This window comes from Bifidobacterium simiarum (genome assembly GCF_002802905.1).
GTDB classification, from domain to species: Bacteria; Actinomycetota; Actinomycetes; order Actinomycetales; family Bifidobacteriaceae; genus Galliscardovia; species Galliscardovia simiarum.
In genome coordinates, this window is the sequence record NZ_PEBK01000005.1 from 192,882 (window position 1) to 210,995 (window position 18,114).

The following is an 18,114-nucleotide window of genomic DNA, read 5'->3' on the forward strand; positions in this document are numbered from 1 at the left end:
GACATCATCGTTTTCAGCCTTCCCGCCGGCACGTTGGGCGGATCTCGCCTGCCGGCTGTGCCCCACCATTGTCTCTCTATCCGCGGAGAAAAGCCCGCATCGACGTGGGCGGTTTGCCGGTCGCGTCGCGTATCGGCTAGGGTGGAGGCACGAATGGAGGTCGCCGTCAACATGTCGCAAGTGGTACTCAGAAGCATGCGCGCCGAGGATCTGCCGAGCATCGAGCACATCGTCGGCAGGACATGGAACTACGAGGATCAGGTGGGGGTCGCCACCGCGGTCCGGTTCGCCCGCATCGATACCTGCAACTGCCTGTCGCGCCGCACGTTCATGCGTGTGGCCGACATCGACGGCCGGATCGCCGGATTCATCGTGGCCAACGATCTGCGAGAACCGCGCCGGGACTATGCGCTGATCGCCCGGCAGATCATGACGATCGCCCGTCTCGCCCTCAGCCGTGAGGGCCGTGAGGGCCTGCGCATGTTCGCCGGCTACGAGCGCGCCGACGCCAGACTGCGGCAGGCCGCGAAGGCGGCGGGCAAACGCTACGAGGGCGAGGTGGTGCTGTTCATCGTCTCCCCGGAGTTCAAGGGGCACGGCGTCGGCCGCCGCCTGTTCGGCGCGGCCATGGACTATTTCCGCCAGCGGGGCATCGAGGACTTCTTCCTCTTCACCGACACCAGTTGCGACTTCGGCTTCTACGAGCACCGGGGACTGATCCGCCGCTGTGCCCGGAACGTGTCGTTCAGCCTCAACGGCCATGACCAGACGCTGGACATGTACATCTACGATGATGCGACATCCCATCAGCTGGAGCGATACGGCGTCGAGTGACCGCAACGATCGCAACGATGAAGTGACCGCAACGATAAAGGGCGCGCTCCCGATGGGGAGTCGCGCCCTTGACGTTCTCGGATCCGGCGTCACGCCGGAACATGGGAAGGTTACTTGGCCAGAGCCTCGTCGATGGCACCCGCAATGGTGTCGCCGTCCAGTTCCGCGGTATCGGACTTGGCCTGCAGGACCTTGCCGAACAGCTTGTCGGCCTGCTCGAACGTCAGCTCCTCGCCGGCGTTCTTCAGAGCGGCCAGCACATCCTGCACCGTCTGAGCCTTAGCGACTTCCGCGACCAATTCGCTACTTGCCATGATGAACTCCTCATTTCACAAATACTTCGTCGTCTCTCATGGAAACAACAGGAGCCAACCTGCGTCATGCCGTTTTCGCATGACCGGGGCTTTCCGGCTTTCCGGGCCTTCCCGCCAACCTCCGTAATAGCCCTTTCCCCGACCGATGTAAAGCATCGGACCACCGACGCGTCATATTGTCCCATAATGTGGAATGACTCCGGTCGGTCAGGGGTCTCACCCGCCGGGACGCGGGTTCGGGGGAACGGGAAACGGCCGGAAAGGAGTATGCTGATCCGGGCATGATATCCGGATCGGGCGTCCGGATACCGGACGGGAAGGAACGAGGATCCAATGAACGCACTGACCAAACTCATCGCCATCGCCGAGGCGCTGTGGGCCGGCCATCACGTACATCTGGCCCCCGAACCCGAGGGCGACCGTCATGGCACGGTGAATTGCACGGTGGACGGCACGGTGGGCGCCGCCGCAGGGGATGCGGGGGGAAAGGTCGCGGCGGGGGATCGCCCGCCGCTGCGCATGGCGGCCGTCGGCGATTCCATGGTGGCCGGATGCGGTGTGGACGACCAGTCCGAGGGGTTCGTCCCCGATCTGGCCCGCGTGTTCGCCGAACGTCTCGACCGGCCGGTGGCGTGGGAGGCCCACGGCCGTCTGGGAGCCACCATGCGTCGCGTGCGGTACCGTCTGCTTCCCGAGGTCGAGGGGCATCCCGATCTGCTGGTCGTCATCGCCGGATCCAACGACATCATGGCCCGGCGCAGCGTCGCGGAGTGGGAGGCGGATCTGACCGCCACGCTCGAGGAGGCGAAGGCCGTCAGCGAACACGTCGTCGTCTTCAGCTGCGGGCAGCTGTACAACAGCCCGGCATTGGGTGGCGCGCTGCGCAAAAGCCTCAGGGGCATGGTGGACGCTCAGGTGGAGGCGAGCCGTCGGATCTGCGAGCGTTACGGCGCCTGCTACGTGGACATGGCCCACGAGGACGTCAACGCCGACGACGCGGCCTTCTACGCCTCCGATCATTTCCATCCGGGGGCGTTCGGCTACCGGTATATGGCCGAACGGTCCGGCGAGCTGCTGGACGGCTGGCTCGCCGAACGGTTCCGCTGACGGCAAGTTTGGGGCAATCGGCCGGCCGGTGTCGGGAACTCAGTTCACGCCGGGGACTCAGTTCACGCCGAAGACGTTGTGGGCGAACCAGTAGCCCACGCGGATCAGTCCGCGGCCGACCGGTCCGGGCACGGTGAGCAGCGATCCGATCAGCGTATGCCGCACGGCTTGACCGGCCTCGGGCGCATGCTCGTCCAGATATCGCCACAGCTCGTCCTTGCGACGATAGTTCTCCCGGTCCTTCGAGAGCACCATGAACACCGAGTCGATGCCCATGTTGATGGTCAGGTAGTGGATCATGTACCGGTACAGGCCCTCCGGCACGGCGTCGCGTGACGGGGTGGCCAGGATCATCAGCTGCACCACGCGGATCAGCTGGTCGATGCGGCGGATCATCGTGTCCTTCTGCACCGACTGTCCCTCGCGGCCGATGAAGTAGCGGTACAGGTCCTCGTCGAGGTACATCAGCGTGCGCACCTGCGGCAGCGGGGCGTACGCGTAGATGTTGTCCACGTAGAACGTGTGTTCGGGAAGCTCGAGCCGTGCCTTCTCGCGCAGGATCTTCGTGCGGTAGGTCAGCGAATGCATGAGCAGGTTCTGGTCGGGACGGAACCGCCTCACCTCGTTCCAGCCGATCACCCGTCCGGGGGTGATCACGCCGGCGTACCGGATCGTCTGCTTGATGCGCTTGCCCTGCTTCTCGTACGTGTAGTTGGTGATCAGCAGATCGACCGGGGCGGGGGAGTCGGCCTGCCGGCGCAGCTCGGCCAGTACGTTGCGCAGGGCCACCTGATCGAGCCAGTCGTCGGCGTCCACCACCTTGACGTACATGCCGCGGGCGTTGGCCACGCCGGTGTTGACCGCGCCGCCGTGTCCCTTGTTCTCCTGATCGATCACGCGGATCTGCGGGTACCGGCCGGCGTATTCCCGGGCCAGCGCCAGCGTGCCGTCGGTGGAGCCGTCGTTGACGATGATGATCTCCACGTCGTTGAGCTGCTGCTCGATCAGCAGGGAGGAGAGGCATCGGCCCAGATAGTCCTCCACGTTGTATGAGGGGATGACGAAGGTGATCACCGTGCGCCGGGGCTGCTCGGCGCCGTCCGTCCGGGTTTCGTCGGGTCCGTCGCCTTCGGGCTGATTGGCCATTGCGTTGTTCGTATCCGTCACTGCGTTGTTCGTGTCCATCACTCATACGGTAGACCACACCGTACTCCGACACGACTAAGATGGCGCCGCGACGCATGGATGCGGTATGAATGCATGTGGCGCATACGGAAGGCGGGGCCGGCACGGCCCGCGGGGAACGGAGGCCGGGCGATCATGGACTATCGGGACGAACTCGACGCGTTCGTACGCTATCTGCGGGTGAACCGCGGGCTGAGCGAGCACACCGTCCGGGCGTATGACGGCGATGTCGCGGATTGTCTGTCCATGCTCGCCGACCGCGGCGTGCACAGTCTGCGCGACGTCGGTATCGACGATCTGCGGGTGTGGATGGCGTCGCGCTCCCGGTCCCATTCGCGTTCCTCGATGGCGCGCAAGGTGGTGTCGATCCGCGCGTTCTTCGCGTATCTGGCCGAGCACGGCATGATCGACGCCGATCCGGCGTCCGCGTTGAAGACCCCGAAGATCCCCTCCGTGCTGCCCGCCGTGCTCAGCGAGCGGCAGGCGCGTGACCTCATGGACACCGTGGATCGTGACGCGGAGTCGGATGCTTCCACGGATGCTGCCGGTGCTGTCGATCCCTCAGGCGGCTCCATTGATTCCGGTGATGGGAAACGGACTGTGAAAGGCCGGTCGGATCATGCGGTGGCGCCGGATCATGCGGCAGCCTTGGATCATGCGGTGGCCCTGCGCGACGCGGCCATCGTGGAACTGCTGTACGCCACCGGCATCCGTGTGGCGGAACTCGTCTCCCTCGACGTGGCCGACATCGACTTCTCCACGCATACCGTGAGGGTGACGGGCAAGGGGAACAAGCAGCGCGTGGTGCCGTTCGGCGTGCCGGCCGCGAAGGCGCTCGCCGCATGGCTGGAACAGGGACGGCCGGTCGTGCCGCATGGCAGGTCGGGTGGTGTCGACAGTGGCAGGGCCGGCGGTAGCAGCGCCGACGGTGGCGGTATTGCCGGCGACGCCGCGTTCCTCGGGGTGCGGGGCGCCAGGATCAACCAGCGCGTGGTGAGGCAGGTGGTGCATCGGTCCGCGGCCCGCGCCGGCGTGCCCGACATCAGTCCCCATGCCCTGCGCCATTCGGCCGCCACCCACATGCTCGACGGCGGGGCCGATCTGCGCGAGGTGCAGGAGATGCTGGGCCATTCCTCGCTGCAGACCACGCAGCGGTACACGCACGTCTCCATCGAGCAGCTGATCGAACGCTACGATCAGGCGTTTCCCCGGGCGTAGCGGCAGGCGTGGCCGGTCGGGGAGTCCCGGGACGGGCGTTGACCCGCCGCCCGGCTACACTCGGTCCTCATGATCAGCATCACGACTTCGAATCTCAACGGCATCCGTGCGGCGAACCGCAAGAACGTGGGCGCGTGGGTGGACGCCCACACCCCGAGCGTGTGGTGCATGCAGGAGGTGCGCGCCCCGCAGAAGGACGTCGACGCCATCTTCGCCGACTTCGCGGGACGATACGTGCGCGCCGGGGCGATCGACTCGCCCGAGGGGCTCTGCCGTGAGAACGAGGTGTGCCGCGTCAAGGGCCGGGCCGGTGTGGGACTGGTCTCCTCCCTGCCCGTGGTCGCCGTCCGCCACGGGCTTCCCGGACTGGACGAGGACGTGGATTCGGGACGGTGGATCGAGACCGACGTGCGGACCCCGCAGGGCTATGAGATCACCGTGGCGAGCGTGTACGTGCATGCGGGCAACGCCGATGACGACATCAAGATGGCGCAGAAGTACCGGTTCCTCGACGCCATGCTCGTCCGGCTCGGCGAACTGCGCGACGAGGCGGCGAAGGGCGGACGGCAGGCCGTGCTGTGCGGCGACTTCAACATCGCCCACACCGAGCTCGACATCAAGAACGCGAAGGGCAACGTCAAGCACGCCGGATTCCTGCCCGCCGAACGCGCCTACGTGGACCGCTGGATCGACGAGTACGAGTTCGTCGACGTGATGCGCGACCTCGCCGGCGACATTCAAGGGCCGTACACCTGGTGGAGCCAGCGCGGCCGGGCGTTCGACAACAACGTCGGCTGGCGGCTCGACTATCAGTTCGCCACCCCCGAGCTGGCCGAAACCGCCCGCGGGTTCGTGATCGACAAGGCCCCCACCTACGATCTGCGCTGGTCCGACCACGCGCCCCTGACCATCAGCTACGACGTGTGAGGTCGGTCAGGCCACTGTCTCAGGCCGCTGCTTCACTCAGGCCACTGTCTCAGGCCGTTTCAGGCCTCTGCCCGCTTCGCTCGCGCCGGCTCCACGGCGGCGACGAAGCGGACATGCCGGTTGAGGAAGTTCACGATCAGCCCGGTGATCGCGGCGGCGACGATCGTGCCGACGCCGAGTCCGTTGAGCCGTCCGAAGAAAACGAACGAGAGCGCCGTGGCGATGACGATCAGCGAGACGTCGAAGCAGACCTTCACCGTGCCGAACCGCACCTTGGTCACCGTGGAGAAGGCACGGACGATGCCCTCGCCGGGCACCATGATGAGTCCGGGCGCCACCTCCATGCAGATGCCGAGCGCCAGGATCGTGGTGCCGAGCAGCAGTCCGATGCCGCGCAGCCACCACGCGTCGGGGGAGAACCACGTCAGCAGCGTCATGCTGCCGTCCAGCGTGGCCGCGAACCAGAACGTGACCGCCAGTTGCAGATACTGCACGGGGTGGAAGTCGCGGCGCAGCAGCGCGACCTCGATGGCGACGAAGACCGCGTTCATCACGAAGGTGGTGACGCCGAAGCTGATCCATGGGAACCGCAGCGTCACCACCCATGCGACGCTCGAGATCGGCGAGGTGCCGAGATTGCTTTTGGTGATCAGCGCGATGCCGAACGATTCGATGGCGAGTCCGGCCAGCATCGAGATCAGGCGCTTGGCGAAGTATGGCATGATCGGTTCTCCTTCAGTCCTGTTGGGTCGAGTCCTGCTGGGCCGAGTCCTGCTGGACCCTTGTGGTCTTCTTGGAATCTTCGTGGTTCTCCAGTGTGGGGTCTTCCAGTGCGTCGTCTTCCAATGCGCGGTCGTTGCGTGCGCGGTCGTTGCGTGCGCGGTCTTCGAGGTTCGCGATGACGTGTCGCAGTCCCTCGCGCAGTCTCCGGCGCGTTTTCTCGTCCATGCCGCGCATGGCGGTCTCGTCGGCGTCGTGCATGATCGCGGCGATGCGCGCGGCGTAGTCCCGGCCGGATTCGGTGAGGAACACCCGGTACGATCGCCGGTCGGTTTCGCTGACCCGGCGTCGGACCAGTCCACGCTGCTCCATGCGCCTGAGCAGTCCGGTCATCGTGGACTTGTCGAGGATGCATTCGGCGCAGATCTCCTTGGCGGTGCGTCCGTCGCGTTCGGAAAGGCATTCGATGATCTTCGGCTGGCCGGGGAGCAGACCGATCGCTCGGATCGCCGCATCGATCCTGCGGTTGGAATGGTTGAATGCGCGCAGCAGCAGGAAATGCAGTTCGTCGTCCAGCATGATTGCCTCCTTTATTCGGGCCCCATCATAGCACTTAGTTTGCATGCAAACTATATGTGGGTGAATGGGTGACCGGCTGTGCGGCCGAAGGCGAACATCCACGGCGGGACCGCGTTCGTGACGGGTGCGCAAGGCAGGTGTTAGGCTTATCACGATTGCATCGCCAAGGAAATGAGGAACCACCATGGGACTGTTCGGATTCGGCAGGAAGAAGCATCGTCAGGACGAGGCGGCCGAGAGCGCCGAGGCCGACGAGAAGGTCGAGGACGCCGCGAAGGCCGGCGCCGAGGAGACCGCCGAAGCCGAGAAGCCCGAGCCGGTCGCGCCGGGCGAGGGGGAGCGCGGCGAGAACCAGGGCCCGTGGGACGTCGACGACGAGAACGTTCCCGACTACGACGACTACCTTGACATCGGTTCGCTGTACCTGCCGTTCCTGCCCGGCATCGAACTGAGACTCAAGGCCAATCGCCAGAGCGGCCAGGTGCTGGGCGCCACGATCACGCTCGGCGATTCCAGCCTCGAGATGGAGGCGTTCGCCGCACCGAAGTCGTTCGGCCTGTGGGACGACGTGCGCTCCGACCTGCTGGAGGCCAACAAGGGGGCCCGTGAGGTCGACGGGACGTTCGGCAAGGAGCTGACCCTGCCGGTGAAGGTGGGCGACAAGACGCTCGACACCCGCATCGTCGGCGTGGACGGACCGCGCTGGATGCTGCGCGGCATCTTCTCCGGTCCCGCGGCCAAGGGCGGCGAGGAGAAGAAGACGCTCGACAAGTACTTCGCCGACGTGGTGGTCGAACGCGGCGAGGAGCCGCTCGCCCCGCGCGACATGATCCCCATGCACGCGCCCGTCAGCCCCGCCGAGCGCAGGAAGCTCGCCGAGGCCGAAGCCGCCAAGGAACAGGAGAAGAAGACCGAGATCCCCGGCAAGCCGGACGGTCCGCTCACCCCCGTGCATCAGGTGGAGCAGCAGACCACCCTGCAGCGCGGCCCGCTGTTCTCCGAGATGCGCTGACGGGTCCCCATGACGGATGACAACGACATGACGTCTGCCGATGATATGACGGACGATACAGCGGCCGACAAGGCGGACGAGAGAACGGACGGCTCCCGCCGCAGCGGCATGGCGTCGCTTGCCAACGAGGACTTCTCCGTCATCGACGCGATCGGAGGCCCTCGAGGCGTGATCGAATCCATGCTGCCCGGCGTGGTGTTCGTGGTGCTGTTCGTCGCCACGCGCGACCTGCAGATCACGGTCATGGTCGCCGCGGCGATCGCCGTCATACAGGTGGCGGTGCGGCTCGTCCAGCGCCAGTCCGTGCTCGGCGCGCTCACCGGCGTGCTGGCGGTGGGCATCTGCCTCGTCTGGGCGTGGTTCAGCCATGACGCGCGCAACTACTATCTGCCCGGCTTCCTCATCAACTCGTTCTGGATCATCGTGCTTGCCGTGTCGCTGATCGCGCGCATCCCCGGCATCGGCGTGCTCGTGGAGTTCATCCGCAACCCCGCGACCGACCACTTCCGTCAGTGGCTTGCCGCATGGCGGTCCGACCGGCAGCTGCTCAACGCCTACATGATCGTCAGCGGACTGTGGATCGGCGTGTTCGCGCTGCGATTGGGCATCCAGATCCCGATGTACCTGACCAATCACGTCGGATGGCTGGGCACGGCACGACTCATCATGGGCGTGCCCCTGTTCGCGTTGGCGATCTGGGTCTCCTGGCTCGTCATCGCCACGCCGCTGCACCGCCATCGCATCGAAGAGCGACGACGCGATCCGCAGGCCGAACGGACCGACTGACAACCGAAACCAACCGGTCCCGCAGACCGACCGACAACCAAGACCGACCGATAACCGGACTTTCAGGCGCCCGACGAAAGGAACCCATGCCCACCCCGATCACCCCATCCGCTGCGGCCACCCCGTCCGCCGCGACCACCCATCAGGTCCGCATCGAACGCTACGCCGATCAGGGCCGCTGCGTCGCCCACATCGACGGGCGTGTGGTGTTCGTCCGCTTCGCCCTGCCCGGCGAACTGGTGACCATCGCGCTGGACGAACCCCATGATCGCGACGACCGGTTCTGGACCGGCGAAGTCACGGAGGTGATCGAGCCCTCCGAGGATCGTGTGGAGCCCGCGTGGCCGCTCGCCGGACCGCTCGCCTTCGGAGGGGGAGTCGGCGGCGCCGACCTGATCCATGTGTCGGTTCCCGGACAGCGGGCATGGAAGTCGGCCACGGTGAGCGAACAGATGAAACGACTCGGCCACGTCGACGTGGAGGTGCCGGTGATCGGCGTGCCCGGCGACGACGAACGGCACGGCCTCGGATGGCGCACCCGCATCGAGATGATCGTCGACGAGAAAGGGCGTCCCTCCATGCGCCGGCGTGGCACACATGTGCGCGTGCCGATCGACGCGATGCCTCTCGCCACCGATGCGCTCAACGCCGTCGCCGAACACGAGCATGTGTGGGACGGAGGATTCGAGGCCGGCGCCCAGATCCGCGTCGCCGTGCCCGAACCGCGCGGCGGACTGACCGGCGAACCGGGCGGAAACGCTTCGCCGGATGATCGCAACTACGCCGTGCTGGTCGACGGCGAGCTGCGCGCCGGCACGCAGGCGCTCACCGAGCGGGTGACGGTCAACGACGCGAACGGCGACCCACACGAGTTCACGTACACCGTCGACGCCGGAGGCTTCTGGCAGATGCATCGCGAGGCGCCGAACGTGCTGGCGAACACGGTGCTTGATCTGGTTCGCGAATCGCTCGGCCGGGTGATCCGCCGCAACGGACGCGACATCGTACTGTGGGACCTCTACTCCGGATCCGGACTGTTCACCCTGCCGCTGGCGTCGCTGGCCGCCGAGCGGACCCGCGTGCTCAGCATCGAAGGCGCGAAGACCGCCGTGCACAACGCGCACCGCAACCTCGGCCGGGCCGGACTGGGCAACGTGGACGCCCGCACCGGCGACGTGTCCCGAACCCTGCGCGTGGTGCCGAAGCATTTCTCCCGACCCGACGTGGTCGTCCTCGACCCGCCGCGCGCCGGCGCCCGGAAGCAGGTGTGCCGTCAGATCGCCGAAGCGGGAGCCCCCGCCGTGGTCTACGTGGCCTGCGACCCCGCCAGCCTCGCCCGCGACACCGCCACGCTCGTCGGGCTGGGCTACTCGATCCGTCACATCGAGGCCCACGACATCTACCCCGACACCCACCACGTCGAAACCGTCGCCCTCTTCACCCGCTGAGCCCGAGGTAAAACGCTTGGCTCCCCCTGAGACCGCGCCCGTAGAATGGGAGACGATGGATGGGCGAATGATGAGACATGGGGCCGGACGGCGGTTCGGCAGGTCGGTTGCGGCCGTGCTGCTGACGGCGGGGATGATCATGCCGTTGGCGGGGTGCGTGCCGCAGGGCAGGGCCGTAGGCGATACCCAGGATTCCGCGGACGCGGTGGCGCATGACGGCGTCGACCGGCACGACCTCTACGTCGGGGTGGTCGGCGGTTCGAAGCCGGGCGATGACGACGTCAACCGCCGGCTCGTCGAGGCCATGGATCAGGGCGACCTCAACCCCGTGTTCCTCGCCTCCAACGGCGACGCCGGCGGTCAGCAGAAGGCCGTGGCCGATCTGCTGGAACGCAACGTGAAGGTCATCGTGATCGTGGCCGACCGGGCGACCGGCTGGGAGGAGGCGCTGGGCGAGGCACGGCAGGCCGGGATCCCGGTGGTATTGGCCGATTCGACCATCACCCCCGATGATCAGACGCTGTACGCCGCAAGATTCCATCTGCTGACCGACGGCTTGGCCGGCAACGCGTCCGGCAACGCAGCGGATAAGGCCGAGGGGGAGACCTACTACATCGCCGACGCGCTGGCGAACATCGTGGACGACGTGCCGCACGGGAAGGTGATGAACGTCCGTCTCGTGCCGCAGTGGTCATGAAGCGCAGTGGTCGTGAAGACGGAGGGCGATGCCGACGGGCCGGAAAGGGCTCGTCGAAATGGGATGCCCGGTGAAGAGCGTGTGTATATTCGCCCGGCCATGATCTCGCGTTGAAATAATGGTGGGGCATCCAACTCGAAAGGCGGCGATATCCGGTGACCCAGAAATCCGTGCCCCAGAAGTCGGTGAGCCAACAGTCCGTCACGATGACCCGACCGGCGATCATGCCCCCGATCGAGGACGACGGTCTGACGGCCCGGGAGGTCCGCGATCGGGTCTCGCAAGGCAAGGCCAACGTCACCAAGGACAAGTCGTCCCGGTCGATCGGACAGATCATCCGCGCGAACGTGTTCACGCTGTTCAACGCGATCATCGCCGTGGCCATGGTGATGGTGTTGCTCACCGGCCAGTGGCGAGACTCGGTGTTCGGCTTCGTGATCATTATCAACACCGGCATCGGCATCATCACCGAGCTCAAGGCCAAGCGCACGCTCGACCGGCTCTCGATCCTCGTGGCCTCGACGTATCTGGTCAGGCGGGACGGGCGGAACGTCGAGATCGCCCACAACCGGATCGTCCAGGATGATCTGCTGTGGATCCGCGCCGGCGAGCAGGTGCCCGCTGATCTCGAGATCACACGGACGTGGGGTCTGGAACTCGACGAATCCATGCTCACCGGGGAGTCGCGGACCGTCCGCAAGCAGGTCGGAGACACCGCGTATTCGGGTGCGACCGCGGTCTCTGGCATGGCGATCGGACGGGTGAGTGCGGTGGGGGAGCGCAGCTACGCGGCCAGGCTCGCCGCCGAAGCCAAGGTCTACAAGAAGACCCGATCCGACCTCAACGAAGGCATCAACACGATCCTCAAGTTCATGACGTTCCTCGTCGTGCCGCTGTGCGTGCTGCTGATCTGGACACAGATCAACACGGTGGGCGGATGGGATGCCGCGATCGCCACCGGACAGTGGCGTCAGGCCGTGGTCTCCGCGGTCGCCGGCGTGGTTGGCATGATCCCCGAAGGCCTCGTGCTGCTCACCTCGCTGAACTTCGCGGTGGCCGCCATGCGTCTCGCCCGGAAGAACACGCTCGTGCAGGAGCTGGAATCCGTGGAGACCCTCGCCCGCGTGGATGCGCTCAACCTCGACAAGACCGGTACGATCACCAGCGGCGGCATCGCCTTCGACCGGCTGGACACGCTCGCCGGCGTCGCTTCGCCGGCGGCCCGTCATGAGGCCGAGCAGGCGCTGTACGATCTGGCGAACGAGGAGCAGCCCAACGGCACCGGCAAGGCCATCCTCGCCGGACTGGGGGAGCGTGGCATGACGGCCGGCGAGGTCGCGGCGCGCGTGCCGTTCTCCTCGGCGCGCAAATGGAGTGCGGTGGCCCTTGATGGTGCGATCTGGTACATGGGTGCGCCCGAGGTGCTGATCTCGGCTATGGACGGCGACCATGCCGACGTGCTCGAACGGGCCAACGCCATCGCCGCCGAAGGCAGCCGCGTGGTGCTGCTCGCCAAGGCGGCGCCTGATGATATCGCCCCCGCCGGCGGTGGCTGTCATCCGCAGGATGACTGGGGGTGGCTCGTCGACGATCCCACGATCCTCCCCGACGTCGCGCCCGTTGCACTGGCCGTCTGCTCCGAACACATCCGCGACGATGCCGAACGCACCCTCGTCTGGTTCCGCGAACAGGGCGTGCGCTGCCGCATCATCTCCGGCGACAATCCCCGCACCGTCGCCGCCATCGCCGGCAAGGTTCGTCTCACCGGCGACGAAACGCCCCGGTACATGGACGCCCGCGAACTGCCGACCGGCCTCGACGAGCTCGCCGACACTCTGGAGCATGTCGACGTGCTCGGCCGTGTCCTGCCCGATCAGAAAAAGGCCATCGTACAGGCCCTGCACCGGCGGAACCACACCGTGGCCATGACCGGCGACGGCGTCAACGACACCCTGGCCCTCAAGGAGGCCGACCTCGGCATCGCCATGGGCAACGCCGCGCCCGCGGCCAAGGCCGTCGCCCAGGTGGTGCTCGTCGACTCGAAGTTCTCCCACCTGCCCGACGTCGTCGCCCGAGGCCGGCAGGTCATGGCCAACATGGAACGCGTCGCCAGCCTGTTCCTCGTTAAAACCGTCTACTCCGCCATCATCTCCCTCGGCGTCGTGCTCACCGCCATGCCCTATCCCTACCTGCCGAGGCACATCACCTACGTCGGCGCGCTCACCATCGGCATGCCCGCGTTCATCCTCGCGCTCGCACCCAACACGCGCCGGTACATCCCCGGATTCCTGAGGCGCGTCGTCGCCTTCGCCCTGCCCGGCGGCATCGCCACCGGACTGTCGGTGCTGCTCAGCGCGTGGATCGTCCCCCGCGTCATGGGCTGGGATCTCAGCCGCCCCGCCGACCTCGATTCCCTGCGCGCCACCAGCGCCATCATCCTGTTCCTCATGGGCGTCTTCGTGCTCTCCCGCGTCGCCCGACCCCTCAATTCATGGCGCGGAGGCCTCGTCATCTTCTTCGCCGCCTGCGGGGTCATCGGCATGTTCATCCCCTTCGTGGCCGGCTTCTTCGCGCTCATCATCCCCACCGGCGCCACGCTCGTCGCCACCGGCGCGGCGCTCGCCATCGCCTCCGTCATCTTCGCCGTCTGCGTATGGGGCGTCCCAAAGATCGGGCGCATTATTACACACGAAACAAAAACACGCTAGAACGGACATGTTAATGATTTCGTAAAAGATCACGGAGGTCGCATGTCCGTTCATGACGATCAGTTCACCACGTTGACGGTGGGCGACAAGACATTCGATTACTACTCGATCGCCGATCTGCCCGGCATCGATCACCTGCCCTACTCGCTCAAGGTGCTGGTGGAGAACCTCGTGCGCAACATCGACGGCGCCAACATCACCGACGAACACGTCAAGGCGCTGCTCGACTGGGATCCGAACGCCGAACCCAGCCACGAGATCCAGTTCACCCCCTCCCGCGTCGTCATGCAGGACTTCACCGGCGTGCCGTGCATCGTCGACCTCGCCACCATGCGCGACGCCGTCAAGGCCCTCGGCGGAGACCCCGAGGTCATCAACCCGCAGGTCCAGTCCGACATGGTCATCGACCACTCCGTGCAGATCGACAAGTACGGCATCGCCGACGCCGTGCAGCAGAACATGGACATCGAATACCAGCGCAACGGCGAACGCTACCAGTTCCTGCGCTGGGGACAGCAGGCCTTCCGCAACTTCCGCGTCGTGCCGCCGGGAACCGGCATCATCCACCAGGTCAACATCGAATACCTGGCCAAGGTCATCATGAGCAAGACCGAAGCCAACGGCAACACGCTCGCCTACCTCGACTCCTGCGTCGGCACCGACTCGCACACCACCACCGAAAACGGTCTCGGCGTACTCGGCTGGGGCGTCGGCGGCATCGAGGCCGAAGCCGCCATGCTCGGCCAGCCCATCTCCATGCTCGTGCCGCGCGTCGTCGGCTTCAAGCTCACCGGCTCCATCCCCGAAGGCGTCACCGCCACCGACGTGGTGCTCACCATCACCGACATGCTCCGCCAGCACGGCGTCGTCGGCAAGTTCGTCGAATTCTACGGCGAAGGCATCGCCTCCGTCCCGCTCGCCAACCGCGCCACCATCGGCAACATGAGCCCCGAATTCGGCTCCACCTGCGGCATCTTCCCCATCGACGACGTCACCCTCGACTACCTGCGCCTCACCGGCCGGTCCGAGGAGCAGGTCGCCCTCGTCGAAGCCTACGCCAAGGCCAACAAGCTGTGGGGCGACGCCAAGGACCCGAACTACGTCGAACCCCAGTACTCCGAATACATGAAGCTCGACCTCGGCGACGTCGTCCCCTCCATCGCCGGCCCGAAGCGCCCGCAGGACCGCATCAAGCTCTCCGAATCCAAGCAGACCTTCGAAGACACCCTGCCCGCCTACGAAACCGAAAAGACCGTCAAGGAGCCCGTGCCCGTCTCCACGTCCTTCCGCGGCGACTTCGACCTCAACAACGGTGACGTGGCCATCGCCTCCATCACCAGCTGCACCAACACCTCCAACCCGTCCGTCATGATCGCCGCCGGCCTCATCGCCCGCAACGCGCACGCCAAGGGCCTGAGCCCCAAGCCCTGGGTCAAGACCTCGCTCGCGCCCGGCTCCCAGGTCGTCGCCGACTACCTCAAGGCCGCGGGCCTCCAGGACGACCTTGACGCCCTCGGCTACCAGCTCGTCGGCTTCGGCTGCGCCACCTGCATCGGCAACTCCGGCCCGCTGCTGCCCGAAATCAGTGAAGCCATCAACGCCAACGACCTCACCGTCACCGCGGTCCTCTCCGGCAACCGCAACTTCGAAGGCCGCATCAGCCCCGACGTCAAGATGAACTACCTGGCCTCCCCGCCGCTCGTCATCGCCTACGCGCTCGCCGGCACCATGGACTTCGACTTCGCCACCCAGCCGCTCGGAACCGACGCCGACGGCAACGACGTCTACCTCAAGGACATCTGGCCCACCAACGAGGAAGTCGAAGCCGTCGTCTCCGGCACCGTCAACCGCGAGATGTTCCTCAAGGACTACGCCTCCGTCTTCGAAGGCGACCGCCGCTGGAAGGGCCTCGACGTGCCTGAAGGCGAACTGTTCGCCTGGGACCCCAAGTCCACCTACGTGCGCAAGCAGACCTTCTTCGACGGCATGAACGCCACGCCCGACCCGGTCAAGGACATCCACGGCGCCCGCGTGCTCGCCCTGCTCGGCGACTCCGTCACCACCGACCACATCTCCCCGGCCGGCGCGTTCAAAGCCTCCAGCCCCGCCGGCAAGTACCTCACCGAGCGCGGCGTCGAGCCCAAGAACTTCAACTCCTACGGCTCCCGCCGAGGCAACCACGAGATCATGGTCCGCGGCACCTTCGGCAACATCCGCCTCAGGAACCAGCTGCTCGCCTCCACCGGCAACGAAGTCACCCCCGGCGGCTTCACCTACGACTTCACCACCGGCAAGCCGTCCACCATCTTCGACGCCTCCCTCAACTATCAGGCCGCCGGCACCCCCCTCGTCGTCCTCGCCGGCAAGGAATACGGCACCGGATCGTCCCGCGACTGGGCCGCCAAGGGCACCCTCATGCTCGGCGTCAAAGCCGTCATCACCCGCAGCTTCGAGCGCATCCACCGCTCCAACCTCATCGGCATGGGCGTCCTCCCGCTCCAGTTCCCCGACGGCGAATCCTACGAATCCCTCGGCCTCGACGGCACCGAAACCTACGACATCGCCGGCGTCGAAAAACTCAACGACGGCGAAACCCCCAAGACCGTGCACGTCACCGCCACCCACCCCGACGGCCACACCACCGAATTCGACGCGGTCGTCCGCATCGATACCCCCGGTGAAGCGGATTATTACCGTAACGGAGGGATTCTGCAGTATGTCCTCCGCAACCTCATGGCGAAGGCGAAATGAGATGACGGAGTGTCCTCGGCGTTGCTCCTCGGTCGACGTACCTTCGTACGTCTTCCCTCGGTGCGCCTTGAGGCCACACGCGTCATCTCATTTCGGGGGATGGGGTCCTCGGCACCTCGGCAGGTTCGACGTATGCCGATACGCCTTCGCCTGCTGACGCACCGAGGGCACACGGCGTCATCTCATTTCGGGTAGTGACGGAGTGTCCTCGGCGTTGCTCCTCGGTCGACGTACCTTCGTACGCCTTCCCTCGGTGCGCCTTGAGGACACGCGCGTCATCTCATTTCGGGGGTTAGCTCCTTGACGGAATGAACGACTGTTCGATGGGTCGGAATCGAAAGGTTCCGGCCCATCGTCGTATTCGGGAACGTCCGTCATCCTCGGAAGCAAACGGTTTCTCCCGACGCGCGTCCACGTATCATGGGGACGGACATATCCGTACGAAAGAGGTTTCCATGAGCGAGAAAGCACTGATCATCGTCGACGTGCAGCCCACCTTCTGCGAAGGCGGGGAACTCGGCGTCGACGGCGGCAACGACGTGGCCGCACGCATCGCCGCCTATGTCACCGCCCACCGCGGCGACTACGCCTACATCGCCACCACGCAGGACTGGCATATCGTGCCGGGCTCCCACTTCTCGGCCGAACCCGATTTCGTGGATACCTGGCCCGAACACGGCGTGGCCGGCACCGTCAACGCGAATCTGCATCCGGCGATCAACGCGCTGGGCATCGAACACCACTTCAAGAAGGGCCAGTACTCGGCCGCCTACTCGGGCCTCGAAGGCATCGAAGACAATTCGGACCGTCAGCAGTCCCGCGCCGAAGTCCGCATCGCCACCGAGGAGGGCCATACCCTCGCCAACGCCCTGAAGGCGGCCGGCATCACCGACGTGGACGTGGTCGGCATCGCCGAATCCCACTGCGTCAAGGAGACCGCGCTCGACGCCGTGAAGCTCGGCTACCATACCCGCGTGTTCACCGACCTGACCGTCCCGGTCAGCCCCGAACTCGGCGAAGCCGCGCGCAAGGAGATGGCCGCCGCAGGAGTCCGTCTCGAACCCTCGGCGTAACCGGGATTTTCGGCGTAACCGTCTGATCCGGCTCAGTCCAGCGGCGAAGGCAGATCGGCCCGGCCCACCAGTTGGGCGATCTGCACTCGGCTCATGCACAGCTTCTCCGACGCCGACGACAGATGCGCCTTCGCCGTCCGCTCGCTGGTGAACATCCGCTCGGCGATCTCCTGATTGGTCAGTCCCTCGGCGGCCAGCAGCACCGCCTGACGTTCCCGTTCGCTCAACGTGTCCAGCAGGGCGCGCGCCTCATCCCGTCGGGTCAATGGCCGGTGCGCATGCAGATCGGCCAGCAGCTGTCGCTGACTCGCCGGATTGTACTGTGGCCGGCCCTCGCAGGCGCCGATGATGCGATCGATGATCTCCTCCGGCGCATCCGTTTTCGAAACGAACCCCTCGGCCCCGGCCTCGGCGGCCCGTTCCACCGTATCCTTGGGCGAAAGCGACGTGAGAATCAGCACATGCGGCGGATCCGGCAGACGCCGCAGCCTCGCCGTGGCCTCGATCCCATCCCCGCCCGGCATGGCGATATCCATCAGCACCACATCCGGATGTTCGGCACGTGCCTGTTCCACGGCGTCCCGGCCGTTGCCCGACGTGGAGACCACGGTGACCCGCCCGCCGGAATAGTCATTGAGAATCATCGACATCGCCTGACAGATCATCGGATCGTCATCGACGACACTCACGGTGATCGGCCGGCCAGACGCGGAACTGTCGGCGGTCATAGGGCTGCCGGCAATCACCGGGGAGAC

Annotated in this window: 16 protein-coding genes; 11 read left to right on the forward strand and 5 right to left on the reverse strand. The window is 66.0% G+C overall.

The window, feature by feature from the left end; all coding sequences use genetic code 11:
• Positions 1-171 precede the first annotated feature (171 nt).
• On the forward strand, positions 172-834 hold the full coding sequence (locus CSQ87_RS06430) for a GNAT family N-acetyltransferase (protein WP_165776768.1): 663 nt from the start codon (positions 172-174) through the stop codon (positions 832-834).
• 110 nt (positions 835-944) lie between these two features.
• Here the strand turns inward: CSQ87_RS06430 and CSQ87_RS10785 are convergent, their stop codons facing one another.
• A complete protein-coding gene (locus CSQ87_RS10785; RefSeq protein WP_133122356.1) occupies positions 945-1,148 on the reverse strand; it encodes a hypothetical protein in 204 nt (67 codons plus the stop codon).
• A 333-nt stretch (positions 1,149-1,481) separates the two neighbouring features.
• Between CSQ87_RS10785 and CSQ87_RS06435 the strand changes: the two genes are divergently transcribed.
• Positions 1,482-2,255, forward strand: coding sequence for an SGNH/GDSL hydrolase family protein (locus CSQ87_RS06435; protein WP_100513042.1), 774 nt, complete (start codon positions 1,482-1,484; stop codon positions 2,253-2,255).
• Between the two features lie 57 nt (positions 2,256-2,312).
• On the opposite strand, the gene CSQ87_RS06440 is transcribed toward CSQ87_RS06435, so the two are convergent.
• Positions 2,313-3,440: a glycosyltransferase family 2 protein gene (locus CSQ87_RS06440; RefSeq protein ID WP_243388862.1), complete on the reverse strand. Its 1,128-nt coding sequence runs from the start codon at positions 3,438-3,440 to the stop codon at positions 2,313-2,315.
• 135 nt (positions 3,441-3,575) lie between these two features.
• On the opposite strand from CSQ87_RS06440, the gene CSQ87_RS06445 reads away from it, so the two are divergent.
• Together CSQ87_RS06445 and CSQ87_RS06450 are read left to right on the forward strand one after the other, a co-directional pair.
• Entirely contained in the window at positions 3,576-4,658 is a 1,083-nt protein-coding gene (locus CSQ87_RS06445) for a tyrosine recombinase XerC (RefSeq protein WP_100513043.1), read from the forward strand.
• Positions 4,659-4,727: 69 nt separating this feature from the next.
• Entirely contained in the window at positions 4,728-5,585 is an 858-nt protein-coding gene (locus CSQ87_RS06450; RefSeq protein ID WP_100513044.1) for an exodeoxyribonuclease III, read from the forward strand.
• A 59-nt stretch (positions 5,586-5,644) separates the two neighbouring features.
• Here the strand turns inward: CSQ87_RS06450 and CSQ87_RS06455 are convergent, their stop codons facing one another.
• The gene (locus CSQ87_RS06455; protein WP_100513045.1) at positions 5,645-6,307 is read right to left on the reverse strand and encodes a YczE/YyaS/YitT family protein; all 663 of its coding nucleotides are present in this window, start codon (positions 6,305-6,307) and stop codon (positions 5,645-5,647) included.
• A gap of 13 nt (positions 6,308-6,320) precedes the next feature.
• Positions 6,321-6,884 (reverse strand): MarR family winged helix-turn-helix transcriptional regulator, encoded by a 564-nt coding sequence (locus CSQ87_RS06460; RefSeq protein ID WP_165776769.1) that lies wholly within the window; start codon positions 6,882-6,884, stop codon positions 6,321-6,323.
• A 184-nt stretch (positions 6,885-7,068) separates the two neighbouring features.
• Here CSQ87_RS06460 and CSQ87_RS06465 point away from each other — a divergent pair, with 184 nt between their 5' ends.
• The 7 genes from CSQ87_RS06465 to CSQ87_RS06495 all read left to right on the forward strand — a co-directional run bounded on the left by CSQ87_RS06465 (position 7,069) and on the right by CSQ87_RS06495 (position 17,359).
• Positions 7,069-7,896: a DUF3710 domain-containing protein gene (locus CSQ87_RS06465; protein ID WP_100513047.1), complete on the forward strand. Its 828-nt coding sequence runs from the start codon at positions 7,069-7,071 to the stop codon at positions 7,894-7,896.
• Between the two features lie 45 nt (positions 7,897-7,941).
• Complete coding sequence (locus tag CSQ87_RS06470) at positions 7,942-8,682, forward strand: DUF3159 domain-containing protein (RefSeq protein WP_100513121.1); 741 nt, start codon at positions 7,942-7,944, stop codon at positions 8,680-8,682.
• An 86-nt stretch (positions 8,683-8,768) separates the two neighbouring features.
• Positions 8,769-10,130: a class I SAM-dependent RNA methyltransferase gene (locus CSQ87_RS06475; protein WP_100513048.1), complete on the forward strand. Its 1,362-nt coding sequence runs from the start codon at positions 8,769-8,771 to the stop codon at positions 10,128-10,130.
• Between the two features lie 67 nt (positions 10,131-10,197).
• A complete protein-coding gene (locus CSQ87_RS06480) occupies positions 10,198-10,827 on the forward strand; it encodes a substrate-binding domain-containing protein (protein ID WP_165776770.1) in 630 nt (209 codons plus the stop codon).
• A 224-nt stretch (positions 10,828-11,051) separates the two neighbouring features.
• Entirely contained in the window at positions 11,052-13,535 is a 2,484-nt protein-coding gene (locus CSQ87_RS06485; RefSeq protein ID WP_100513122.1) for an HAD-IC family P-type ATPase, read from the forward strand.
• Positions 13,536-13,577: 42 nt separating this feature from the next.
• A complete protein-coding gene (gene acnA / locus CSQ87_RS06490) occupies positions 13,578-16,286 on the forward strand; it encodes an aconitate hydratase AcnA (RefSeq protein WP_100513050.1) in 2,709 nt (902 codons plus the stop codon).
• Between the two features lie 455 nt (positions 16,287-16,741).
• Complete coding sequence (locus CSQ87_RS06495; protein ID WP_100513051.1) at positions 16,742-17,359, forward strand: isochorismatase family protein; 618 nt, start codon at positions 16,742-16,744, stop codon at positions 17,357-17,359.
• Between the two features lie 32 nt (positions 17,360-17,391).
• Here CSQ87_RS06495 and CSQ87_RS06500 read toward each other — a convergent pair whose 3' ends face one another.
• Complete coding sequence (locus CSQ87_RS06500; RefSeq protein ID WP_100513123.1) at positions 17,392-18,087, reverse strand: response regulator transcription factor; 696 nt, start codon at positions 18,085-18,087, stop codon at positions 17,392-17,394.
• Between the last annotated feature and the right edge of the window lie 27 nt (positions 18,088-18,114).

What these genes read in the sequence shown, in the direction of transcription:
- CSQ87_RS06430 (WP_165776768.1), top strand. Translation starts at nt 172, where the DNA reads ATGTCGCAAGTGGTACTCAGAAGCATGCGCGCCGAGGATCTGCCGAGC.
- CSQ87_RS10785 (WP_133122356.1), bottom strand. Translation starts at nt 1,148, where the DNA reads ATGGCAAGTAGCGAATTGGTCGCGGAAGTCGCTAAGGCTCAGACGGTG.
- CSQ87_RS06435 (WP_100513042.1), top strand. Translation starts at nt 1,482, where the DNA reads ATGAACGCACTGACCAAACTCATCGCCATCGCCGAGGCGCTGTGGGCC.
- CSQ87_RS06440 (WP_243388862.1), bottom strand. Translation starts at nt 3,440, where the DNA reads ATGGACACGAACAACGCAGTGACGGATACGAACAACGCAATGGCCAAT.
- CSQ87_RS06445 (WP_100513043.1), top strand. Translation starts at nt 3,576, where the DNA reads ATGGACTATCGGGACGAACTCGACGCGTTCGTACGCTATCTGCGGGTG.
- CSQ87_RS06450 (WP_100513044.1), top strand. Translation starts at nt 4,728, where the DNA reads ATGATCAGCATCACGACTTCGAATCTCAACGGCATCCGTGCGGCGAAC.
- CSQ87_RS06455 (WP_100513045.1), bottom strand. Translation starts at nt 6,307, where the DNA reads ATGCCATACTTCGCCAAGCGCCTGATCTCGATGCTGGCCGGACTCGCC.
- CSQ87_RS06460 (WP_165776769.1), bottom strand. Translation starts at nt 6,884, where the DNA reads ATGCTGGACGACGAACTGCATTTCCTGCTGCTGCGCGCATTCAACCAT.
- CSQ87_RS06465 (WP_100513047.1), top strand. Translation starts at nt 7,069, where the DNA reads ATGGGACTGTTCGGATTCGGCAGGAAGAAGCATCGTCAGGACGAGGCG.
- CSQ87_RS06470 (WP_100513121.1), top strand. Translation starts at nt 7,942, where the DNA reads ATGACGGACGATACAGCGGCCGACAAGGCGGACGAGAGAACGGACGGC.
- CSQ87_RS06475 (WP_100513048.1), top strand. Translation starts at nt 8,769, where the DNA reads ATGCCCACCCCGATCACCCCATCCGCTGCGGCCACCCCGTCCGCCGCG.
- CSQ87_RS06480 (WP_165776770.1), top strand. Translation starts at nt 10,198, where the DNA reads ATGATGAGACATGGGGCCGGACGGCGGTTCGGCAGGTCGGTTGCGGCC.
- CSQ87_RS06485 (WP_100513122.1), top strand. Translation starts at nt 11,052, where the DNA reads ATGCCCCCGATCGAGGACGACGGTCTGACGGCCCGGGAGGTCCGCGAT.
- acnA (WP_100513050.1), top strand. Translation starts at nt 13,578, where the DNA reads ATGTCCGTTCATGACGATCAGTTCACCACGTTGACGGTGGGCGACAAG.
- CSQ87_RS06495 (WP_100513051.1), top strand. Translation starts at nt 16,742, where the DNA reads ATGAGCGAGAAAGCACTGATCATCGTCGACGTGCAGCCCACCTTCTGC.
- CSQ87_RS06500 (WP_100513123.1), bottom strand. Translation starts at nt 18,087, where the DNA reads ATGACCGCCGACAGTTCCGCGTCTGGCCGGCCGATCACCGTGAGTGTC.